The following is a 10,364-nucleotide window of genomic DNA, read 5'->3' as shown; positions in this document are numbered from 1 at the left end:
GAACAAGAGCATCCGGGAGTGGACCGAGCTGCTGGCCGGCGACGAGGTGCTGGCCACGGCCATCCTCGACCGCCTGCTGCACCGAGCGCATGTTCTCAACATCAAGGGGCGCAGCTATCGCCTGCGGGATCTGGAGGAGGCTCTCCAGCGGGCTCACGCTTGAGCCGTCGTAAAACTGGATGTCGCCTTATCTCGTAAATCTCGGTGTCGCTTGACAGAAGGTGAAGGTGCCAATCTCGCGGGCCGTTGTGCTGCCGAGGGGCCTTACATCGACAGTGGTTAGCTTCCCGTCACCAAGATGCTCCGTCGCACCCTTCCAGAATGCCTGAATGGCGTTTCTGCCTTTCATCATCTCGCCCCCTGGCGGCAGGATCACGGCATCACCCGTGTAAAGGGCTGCGACTGCCGCCGCGTTGCCTTCGTTGAAGGCTTGAGAAAACTTATCGTTCAGGCCCTGAATGAGGGCCTTGTCCTGTGCCATGGCGGAAACCGGGAGGCACAGGTAGAGAGCTGTAAGCACGGCATCGATGCGTATGGCCCTTCTCCCACGCTTTCATGAGCGGGATTACCGTAACATTGCTGTAACCTTCGGGCATCCGCCATCTCAGTACCCATTCGGGATGAGGTGTTCGCAGCAGACGATTATGGTTTAATACTTTTCATGGTAGAGATTTTGGCCATTGGCAGGAGTGTAATCCTATGGCTGGTAAAGCGCGCATGAGACCATCGTTCAAGAAGTACACCCACCGCTATAGGGAAGTGACTGCCCCAGTCAAAACGCTCGAGGGACAGAAGAATCTCGCTAAAAAGCGCCGCTACGCCAACCGGCACGGTTAGGAATAAGCGAGTAAGCCCAATCACTCTACGACGGTGGTGAGGCGGAGTTCGTACAACTGAGTGGCTGGGGTATCAGATTTCGGACGCCGCCCAGACTCCAGTTCGCCTGCACCTTCTCGCAATTTCCTCACCTCTGAGTATTCTGGACCCGCATGATCGTGTACGCAGCAGGCGTGGTACATATCCAGGCCTTGTGCTGCCATTCCCGATGCGGAAACGCTTTCGCGTCGGGAGAAGAACGACGCCCTACATGTGATAGTTCTTTCAGCGGTTCTACCGCAATCTCGGCAGCCGCACCTACGGTTCCCTCACACAGTCGCCCTGATGTTCATGATCGTGGCGCTTGTGGGGGTGGCTCAGTCGGTGATGCTTCCCTCTCCCGCTGACCAAGAGCCTGTTGCAAATCCGCGCTCAGGCTATTGAGGGGCACCGCCTCATACTGCGAAACTGTTATGCACCGACCCTCAATGCTAGCCATCACCACCGCGTTGGCAGAAATCTGCTGACCTTGGCTCGTTGGGTTGTAGCGCTCCTCACCCGGACCACTCTCCTTCCTCACGGTGATGACGTACCAGACGTTCCCGGTTCTCGCCGCTTCGGCCAGTAACCGCGCTCTTTGCTTCGCCTCGTTCAACGCCTTGCGGCGCTCTTCAATTGATTCACCTCGTGTGAAGGCAAGATTGGGCGGTGTATCTCCACTTTCGCCGTAGGGATGAACGAAGTTCAATGTCATCCGCAAACCATCAACCTTAACCTCTGTCACGGGAAGCGCAGCGGCTTCTTTTCGCCCCTGAACGAACTCGCGGACGGCTACGTCGCATGACCGGAACTCATCCGGTTCCTGCGCCGCTTGTTGAGGTGCTGATCGCTCCTGAGCAGACGTGTTCCGTTTCCGGGATGGTGCGCACTCTGCTCCTGCAGAAATGGAAAGGACACAGACGACAGCGAATAGGACGACACGCACCATGGATCCACGCTCCCACGACGGGGAAGAACGTCGCCAACCCGGCCAAAGGCCAAGCTGTTCAGGGATACGGCTCCTCAGCCAAGGTGGCCACCGTCAATACATCAACGCTCTCGCGGGTTCTTAGTTGCTAAGTCTCTGGAACGTGGTTGCATTTGTAAACTCTGCGCTCTTTCACGCATCGGCAACCTGCTGGCAGTTCCGCGTCGGATGCCAATCTACGCCTTCCGACCTTGCCTCATCGGACCCGTCAGGACACTACTAACAGGCTATCCCGAGGGCGCAGGTGACGATGCAGAGAGACTGCGCGAGCCCTTCTCCCTGTGACTAAGCGGCCAAGCGCACCAATCCTCATGGAATGGGGTTGCTGGGTCCTTGCGCAATCACCATGAAGATGGCCGAGAATACACCGGCTAGTACCAAGCTGCCAAAGAAGGCCGCCCGAATGGGTATACGATAGCTCATCCAAGAGAGGCGAACGGCCTCACTGTGCTCTTGCCGAACAAGTACGTCATCGGCATTGATGAAGCGTAGCAGCGCCTCAATATCATCCAGCAGGTTGAGCATCTCTGCGGACGTTGCTCCCTTTCGCCACTGTTGGCGCTGTACTCTGCTGGTCTTGAGTTTAACCGACTTAGCCTGGATACGTCTCGCCTCTCGCACCTCACTGCGGATGGCATAGATGCCGAATGCCATGAGAAGCGGCAGGATGATGACAGAGGTGATGAATGCCCAGTCTGCCGTCGCTAGCTCGGGAAGGAAACGGCCCATGGAACACTCCCTTCGGGAATCCATCACCTACTATTGAGACATCGTTTGGAGACTTTCTTGCGGCAGAGAGAATAGGAAACAGGCTTCCGTACAGGCGTAGGATACTCCGAGACTTCTGACCCGCGATCTCTCGTCCAAAGCCCCTGATCAGCTCTATCCAAAAAGGCTACAGAGACGCGGGTCAGTTCAAGTGCTTTGAAGAGGCTGAACTGCCATATAAACGCAGAGCGCTCCGGTGTTCCAGACGCTCGTGTTGAGACCGCGCTCACCTCTTAGTGGAAGTCTCTCTAATACTCGAGCTTAGTGGAAGTCTCTCTAATATAGGAGTGCCAAGCCTGGATACAGCAGGTATCAGTCCGTAAAGCGGACAGTACCGTCCTGGCATACATCGAGTTCAGGGAACTCTGCCGTCGATTCATCCTCGAAAGTCGCTGCGACGGCCACCATGCATCCTGTCATTTTCGGCAGCCTCAAAGTAGTTTTCGCCTTCGGGGCAAGCGGTTTGGCCAGTCGAACTGTCTGTCCATTGACACCAATGGCTACGTCAGTCGCAGGTATGTCGCGGGCATTTGTGATGATAACGGCGGAGACCGGCTTCGCTTTGGTAGGTGCAGCAAAGGCACCGGTAGCGGCAAGCAGAAGGCTGGTAGCAGTTGTGATACGGAAAATCATGGCTATTCCTCTCTGTACCGTTGGAGATGCATCATACTTGTGAGGGGACATTCAGAACTCCCTCTACTAAGCCCTTGCGCTGTAGCTGACGGAATGGCCCGATATGGCCAAGGTGTGCCGTCTTCACTGACGAGGCAGTCATCAAAGAAAAAGCGCCAGTTGCGCTTGGCGCTCAAGGGAGGCCGCCTTTCACGGCCAGTTCCAGAGGAAACAACGACCGTGCCGTCTCGGCACATGAAGAGGCTGCGCCCAAGGAATTAACAAATGGTTGCTGGAACGGAGCAATTGCTCATCTGAACGCCATAGAGCGCACTCTTGCAAAGCCGCCTCATCTGCCGCGCCGCTGCCGTTTCTGAGCATCCTTCGATCCGCAGCCAAGGCTCTCGAAACATTCTTATAAACTTCGTGAAGGAATAGACCAGCAAATGCATCCGTTTAGTGGCAATAGGTCGTCGATAGAGATGCAGGACAAGCGTATGAGCAACACCCGACACACGAACGCCGCACAGGGAGCCGATTTAGATCGCACGCACCCCGCCAGCACAGGCCCATCCTTCCAGTGCGCAGTGCTCCTCTTTTTTGCATTCCTCAGTTTCTTCATCGGAGCAGCCCTTCTTCTGGCCGGGATCTGACGAAGCTGGGAACCTTAATGCTTCCATTGACGAGAACGAGACTAATCGCATCATTGGAGACAAAGATGGACTACAAAATTGAGCTCGTGGCTCAGGCCATTCATGAAGCCCAGCAAGCAGCATGTTTGTGGGATAACGAGCCCGCAATCCGAAAGGAGCGGTTCCGGGAGTATGCCCGCAACGCCATTGATCTGCTCGACGAAGACATCAATATTCTTCTTCTGGCCCTGAAGAGGGGCGCAGCAGAAGAGCGGTTGTGCGATTAGGAGCCACCGCCTAGTCCCTCGGGGGGCGCGAGCTCTTAAGCGGCGTGGTCTTGGCCGCTTTGCTGATGTGAAGTTTCAGCCCCACTTACTCGATGCCCCAGGTGGTCAGTGTCATCTCGCGTCGCGCGGCCGCGTCGGTGCCGGCTCGATGTGTTCTTTGGGCCTAGGGGCATACGAGCTTTCAGTTCAGCCTCCAGCCACCGCAGTTCTTCTTGAAGCCCTTCAAGGCGCCTCAGTAAAGCGGCATCTGATAAGCTAGGTGAAGCAGCGTGACTGACGCTCTGCACTCGCCCAGCATGGGTGATGCTGCGGATCGCTTCAAGGGATGCTGGGCCAATGCCTGGTGTCGCCAGCCAATGTTTATCTGGGATCTGGTCAACTTCCCGGAGACTAGGACAGCGCCCCTTGAACTCAAGCAAGAGCGGATGCTTCACCCGTGATGGAACGGCTTCGAGAGGAAAAGGCTGATCTAAGTGCATGTGTTACCTCGTAAATCAAACCACATGGCTTGCTATTGCGACGTGCAGATCAAGGCTCTTCCAAGGCGATACGTAGACAGATCCTTGGCTTTCACTCCCTCTACACCGCTGAGGTACCTATAGTCCTCCAGAATTGAGTATGTTTCCTTCAACGACAATGAGGGAAGTTGATCCACATTGTTTGGGCTGCGCCACATAGTGCAGCTTCATCAGTTGCTCTGATTGCTGATCTGCCCCGAGGCAAACGCGTGTGACCGCTACTGACGTAACACTCTTGTGTTCTGCTGCATTTCCAACGGCGACGGCAGAGGAGAGGGGTGAACCCCTCTCCCGACGCTATCCCTTAGTCATAGAGGACGGCTGTGATCTTCGGATCGCTTATGTTCGACTTGTCATAGTAGAAGAAGCCGGTGTCGATGATCTTCTCGAGCTTCTCGCCCTTGAGAGCCTTCACGGCAGCCTCGACTGTCTTGTAGCCAATGCCGACAGGGTTCTGGGTGATAGCGCCCGCCATGAGACCCTCCTGAATCGCCTGCTTCTGCTGCTTGCCGGAATCGTAGCCGACGATGACGATTTTCCGGTTCATCTCCCTGGCTCCGTTGACCACGCCGATCGCCGAACCTTCGTTGGCGCCGAAGATGCCCTTGAGCTTCGGATTGGCCTGGAGAACCGACTTCGTGATCTCCGTCGACTTCAGGTGATCGCCGGAGCCGTACTGGATGCTCACGATATTGATCTTCGGGTACTTCTCCTTGATGCGGTTCACGAAGCCGTCCCGCCGGTCGATGCCCGTGCGGCTGGTCTGGTCGTGCACCACGAGAGCGATGTCGCCTTCGCCACCGATCAATTCGGCCATCTTGTCGGCAGCCAGTGCTGCAGCTGCCAGGTTGTTGGTGGCTGCCGTGGTCAGCGGAATGTCACTGTCGACACCGGAGTCGAACGCGATGACCGGGATCTTGGCGGTCTGCGCTTTGCGCAGCAGAGGGATTGCCGCCTGGCTGTCGAGAGCCGCAAAGCCAATCGCTTTCGGATTCTTGGCGAGAGCCGCCGAAAGCATGTCGATTTGCTTGTCGACCATGGTCTCGCTGTCCGGGCCTTCGAACGTGATGCGCACGTTATAGTCCTTGGCCGCCTGTTCGGCCCCGGCTTTGACTGCCTGCCAGAACTGGTGCTGAAAGCCTTTCGAGATAAGCGGAATATAGATCTCCTGGGCCGCTGCCGGGGCTGCGAAACCAATGAGCGCGCCAATGCTGATGGCGCCAATCAGAGTGCGTCTACTCCACATCGTTTCCTCCTGGTCGTTGTTGGTTCTGGCTATTGTCGGATGCGGTGGGCTGGATTGCTGGAACGTGTCGCGTGCTCCTTTTCGCTCGTGAGAAGTAAGGGGAGATGCTCAGCCCTTGCGGCGCAGGATATCGGCGTAAACGGCCAGGATGATGATCACCCCGGTGACGACCGTCTGCCATTCCTGAGCCACCGACAGGATGCGCAGGCCGTTCGTGAGCACGCTGATGATCAGTGCTCCGATGATCGTTCCAAGAATGGTACCGCGCCCGCCGCTCAAGGAAGTTCCGCCGATGACCACGGCCGCGATGGCATCGAGCTCATAGCCTTGGCCGAGCGCCGGCTGGGCGGAGTTGAGCCGCGAGGCGATAATGAGACCGGCAATACCGCAGATCCCGCCCGAAACCGTGTAGACGATGATCTTCCAGAAATCAGTATTCACGCCGGAGAGGCGCACCGCCTCTTCATTGGAGCCGAGGGCAAAGGTGTAACGGCCGAGAGCGGTGCGCGTGAGAACAAGGCTGGAGGCGACCGCGACCACGAAGAGGATCAGGACACCGTTGGGGATCGGCAGGAACGGCAGGATTGCCGCGATCAGCGACTCCTGCGAGATCATCGGGAAGTTCGGTGTATCGTTGAAGTAGATCGGACGCGTTCCCGAGATCACGAGGGCAAGACCCTTCAGCAGCAGCATCATGCCAAGCGTCGCGATAAATGGCGGGATCTTCATCTTAGCGATGAGAGTGCCGGAAACCGAGCCGCAGAGAGCACCTGCGGCAATGGCCGCCAGGATGCCTACGGGCATGGGCAGACCCCAGTAGGTCAGGAACACGCCGGCGATGACCGCGCAGAAGGTCATCAACGTGCCGATAGACAGATCGATGCCCCCAGTAATGATGACGAATGTCGTAGCCACGGCGAGAACGCCGTTCACAGCCGTCGCCTGCAGAATGCCGATAAGGTTGTCGGGCTGGAGGAAGTTATCGGACGCTATACTGAAGACGGCCATCAGGGCGATCAGGCTGGCGAAGGCAAGGATCTTCTGCCATGCCCCTTGGGTGAACACAGCGGATTTGATGACGGTCTGGGCTTCCTTTTCTACGATCGTCGTCACGTGGTTGATCCCCGGGTCGCCGCGTTCAAGGTATTGGTGGTGAGGCTATGCCGCTGCGTCGCAAGGCGCATGATGTCTTCCTGTGACGCTCCCTCGGCGGGCAGTTCGCCGGTCAGACGGCCCTCGCACATCACGGCGATCCGATGACTCATGCGCAGGATCTCGGGCAGCTCCGATGAAATCATCACGATGGCGCGTCCCTGGGCCGCAAGAGTGTTGAGGAGCTTATAGATCTCGTTCTTCGCACCGACATCGATGCCGCGTGTCGGCTCGTCGAAGAACAGGATCTCGCAGTCCCGGGCGAGCCATTTCGCGATGACGATCTTCTGCTGGTTGCCGCCTGACAGAAATCGCACCTCCTGAGCATCCGATGGCGTCTTGATCCGCAGCTGCCGGATGTAGGAGCGCGCCGTCTCCCGGATCGCACGTGTCTTGAGGAATATGTTCTTGGAGAGGAACCGGCTCAGGCATGGCATGACGATATTGGCCGCTACGTCCATGCCGGTCGCCAGTCCGAAACGCTTACGGTCTTCTGACAGATAGCCGATGCCGAGACGGACGGCGTCCTGCGGCGAGCGGATCGTCACAGGCTTGCCCCTGACGATGATCTCGCCGTCGTCAAGCGGATCTGCACCGAAGATGGCACGAGCAACCTCCGTCCGACCCGCCCCCATCAAACCGGCAAATCCAAGGATCTCGCCTTTCCGCAGCTTGAAGCTCACGTCCAGGATGACATTGCTGCGGTGGAGGTTGCGGACCTCGAGCACGACGTCATGGCTCGACAGGTCCGGAACTTCCGTCTTCGTCTCGGTGAGGCTCCGGCCGACCATCATCGAGATGATCGTGTCGACACTCGTGGTCGCTGTGGAAACCGTGCCGACATATTCGCCATCTCGCATGATGGTGACGCGGTCGGAAATTTCCTTCAGCTCATCTATCTTGTGCGAAATATAGACGATGCCGACGCCCTCGGTCTTGAGCTTCCGGATGATGCTGAACAGTTCTCCGATTTCGGCATTGTTCAGGGCAGCCGTGGGCTCGTCCATAATCAAGACCCTCGACCTGAAGGACAGGGCCTTGGCGATCTCGACCATCTGCTGTTTGGCGACGGTGAGCTTGCCGACCTCGACCCTCGGATCGAGCTTTAGATGCATGCGTTCGAAGATTTCGGCGGCAGCCCGGTTCAGAGCCTCTTCATCGAGCAGAAGCCCCATGGCTCGCTTAGGCTCGCGACCGATGTAGATGTTCTGCGCGGCCGTGAGGTCGTTCATCAGGTTCAGTTCCTGATGGATGATGCTGATCCCCAGATCCTGCGCGGCTCGCGGAGATGGAATATCGACGGGCACGCCTTCGATGCAGATCTCGCCGGCATCCTTGCGGTAGATCCCGGAAAGAACTTTCATCAAGGTGGACTTGCCGGCGCCGTTCTCCCCCATCAGGGCATGAACCTCTCCCGAGAGGAGTTCGAAGCGAGCCTTCTTCAGAGCCTTCACGCCTGGAAATGACTTGTCGAGATCCCTGATCGTGACGAGCGGCGTCATGAGCGACGCTCCGCTTGGTACGATACTGTCGCATGCCCAGGCTGCCTCCAACCCCAGCGGCTGCCGAGAACCGGTCTGCGGGATGCCGCACATGCGACGGCGATCGCGCCAACAATATTCGCTACGTTGGAGTTATTCTTGCGCAGCCGCGGGAGGGCGCTCGGACACTCAACGTCCCAAGCCGCTGCGGTCTGCAGCAGGACGTTATCCTGTACCCGCATCTATTCCCTCCCGACCGCCACCCAGTGACGGTCCTGCGCTCGTGACGCCGTTCCGGTGAGCCCCCTTCGGAGACGGACGAGATTGAACATGCATAGTTTTATTTTATTTCGAGGATGATATTCATGAAGCCGAGGAGCAGGCAACCGGAAATATGGCTCGGATCGAGTAGGGGCTTTATAAGCATGACGATCCCGGTGGCGGATTGCTGGTGCGTGACGAACCGCTCCGGCACGATAGGATGCAGGCGGCTCTGGGCGGGTTCATGGCCACGCAATGCAGCCGAAGCTCCTCCTCGATCTCCGCCGTGGTTGCCGGTGCCGAGATCAGAATGGATGCAGCCGTCGACCAGGTTCAGGACGAGGACCGACTTCCACTCCTGCTCCTTGGTGGAACCATGCTAGCTTCCCTGGCAGCACAAGCGAGACTGGTTTTGACGTGGCGCATCGCCGAAGCTCAACAGCGAGTGGGACTTCGTGCCGATGCTGCGGACGGAGGGCCGCAGGGCCGCAAGTGAATTCCTGCACGCCAGTGCCGACGCCCTCGGCGGGCGCTCCACGGCCGATCTGGATATCCTGCTGGCGGAGTGTTGAACGTCAGCCTGTCAGATAGGCCTATCGGCATAGTCCGCATGTCTATGGGTTGACCATTGGCGACAGAAACAAGGCCCGTCCCGGCACGCGTCAGCGCAATACCACGACCTTGGTGCCTACCCGAGTTCGGTTGTAGAGGTCGACCACGTCAGCATTGGTCATTCGAATGCACCCGGACGAGACGGCATAACCGATTGTCTCCGGCTCATTGGAGCCGTGAATCCGGTACATGGAGGAGCCAAGGTACAGTGCCCGGGCACCAAGCGGGTTGCCCAGGCCACCTTCCATGTAGCGTGGAAGATCAGGCCGCCGCCGCCGCATCGCGGCCGGAGGGCTCCAGGATGGCCATTCCCGTTTCATGCTGACAGTCTTGATTCCGGTCCAGGTGAAGCCCGGACGCCCGACACCAATACCGTACTGAATGGCCCGCCCGGTGCCGAGTACGAAATAGAGCCGGCGCTGACTGGTGGAGATGACAATTGTGCCTGGCCGATTGTTGCCGGGCCAGAAGACCACCCGCCGAGCAGTCGGGGAGATCGGCCCGCCAAATAGGCGCTCGAAGAAGTTGGTAGGCTCGCCACCGAGAGAGGCGACGGTCTGCGCCCGGGCGGAGCCCGTGAACACCACACTGCACGCAACCAGCACGACAGCGAACACGAAGTGGATCATGCGGACCTCCTCGCGTGGAATGGCATAGCTTCAACGCCTAAGGCCCGGCTTCCGGTTCCTCGCGAATCGGGAGTGCCCCGGAAGGGCAGGAGTGGCCCCAGGGTCCGAAAATGGCACTCCCCGGACCAACAGGCTTGGTCCGCTTCGGCGTCTGAATGCGGACGTTTGTTGAGTGGTCGGAATGTGAAAGTCTGACCTAGTTCCTCTGCACTGAGGATTTGACGAGTTGAGGCGGGCGTAGGAGGGGCAGGCGTTCGGGCTCAACCAGGACTTCGATGCTACGGGCCAAGCCCGGCTGGCGTCGGATCAGGCCCATCCGTTCC

At 58.2% G+C, this 10,364-nt stretch carries 10 protein-coding genes and 1 pseudogene; 2 read left to right on the top strand and 9 right to left on the bottom strand.

The features are described from left to right. A pseudogene (locus FS320_RS31110) lies at positions 1–142 on the top strand (ATP-binding protein); the annotation flags it as partial. Positions 143–187: 45 nt separating this feature from the next. On the opposite strand, the gene FS320_RS31105 reads toward FS320_RS31110, so the two are convergent. The 4 genes from FS320_RS31105 to FS320_RS31090 form a co-directional block, all read right to left on the bottom strand. Beyond that, the gene (locus tag FS320_RS31105) at positions 188–520 is read right to left on the bottom strand and encodes an SgcJ/EcaC family oxidoreductase (RefSeq protein ID WP_152716256.1); all 333 of its coding nucleotides are present in this window, start codon (positions 518–520) and stop codon (positions 188–190) included. Between the two features lie 645 nt (positions 521–1,165). Further along, entirely contained in the window at positions 1,166–1,804 is a 639-nt protein-coding gene (locus tag FS320_RS31100; protein WP_152716254.1) for a hypothetical protein, read from the bottom strand. 348 nt (positions 1,805–2,152) lie between these two features. Further along, positions 2,153–2,572 (bottom strand): hypothetical protein, encoded by a 420-nt coding sequence (locus FS320_RS31095; protein WP_152716252.1) that lies wholly within the window; start codon positions 2,570–2,572, stop codon positions 2,153–2,155. Between the two features lie 351 nt (positions 2,573–2,923). Beyond that, positions 2,924–3,295, bottom strand: a complete 372-nt coding sequence (locus FS320_RS31090) for a hypothetical protein (protein ID WP_152716250.1) — start codon at positions 3,293–3,295, stop codon at positions 2,924–2,926. 646 nt (positions 3,296–3,941) lie between these two features. Here FS320_RS31090 and FS320_RS31085 point away from each other — a divergent pair. Next, on the top strand, positions 3,942–4,142 hold the full coding sequence (locus FS320_RS31085; protein WP_152716248.1) for a hypothetical protein: 201 nt from the start codon (positions 3,942–3,944) through the stop codon (positions 4,140–4,142). A gap of 822 nt (positions 4,143–4,964) precedes the next feature. Here FS320_RS31085 and FS320_RS31080 read toward each other — a convergent pair. From FS320_RS31080 to FS320_RS31060, 5 genes are all read right to left on the bottom strand, one after another. Then, the gene (locus FS320_RS31080; protein ID WP_152716246.1) at positions 4,965–5,906 is read right to left on the bottom strand and encodes an ABC transporter substrate-binding protein; all 942 of its coding nucleotides are present in this window, start codon (positions 5,904–5,906) and stop codon (positions 4,965–4,967) included. A gap of 108 nt (positions 5,907–6,014) precedes the next feature. After that, positions 6,015–7,010 carry an ABC transporter permease gene (locus FS320_RS31075; RefSeq protein ID WP_338105561.1) on the bottom strand — a complete coding sequence of 332 codons (996 nt, stop codon included), beginning with the start codon at positions 7,008–7,010 and terminating at the stop codon, positions 6,015–6,017. Between the two features lie 5 nt (positions 7,011–7,015). Then, on the bottom strand, positions 7,016–8,560 hold the full coding sequence (locus tag FS320_RS31070) for a sugar ABC transporter ATP-binding protein (RefSeq protein ID WP_152716244.1): 1,545 nt from the start codon (positions 8,558–8,560) through the stop codon (positions 7,016–7,018). 319 nt (positions 8,561–8,879) lie between these two features. Continuing rightward, positions 8,880–9,056, bottom strand: coding sequence for a hypothetical protein (locus FS320_RS50965; protein ID WP_153885349.1), 177 nt, complete (start codon positions 9,054–9,056; stop codon positions 8,880–8,882). A gap of 406 nt (positions 9,057–9,462) precedes the next feature. After that, entirely contained in the window at positions 9,463–10,041 is a 579-nt protein-coding gene (locus FS320_RS31060; RefSeq protein ID WP_152716242.1) for a L,D-transpeptidase, read from the bottom strand. Positions 10,042–10,364: the final 323 nt, after the last annotated feature.

The organism is Microvirga tunisiensis (genome assembly GCF_009296175.1).
Classification (GTDB): domain Bacteria; phylum Pseudomonadota; class Alphaproteobacteria; order Rhizobiales; family Beijerinckiaceae; genus Microvirga; species Microvirga tunisiensis.
The sequence above is the reverse complement of the archived record's forward strand: the minus strand, read 5'-3'. Positions and strand labels throughout refer to the sequence as shown.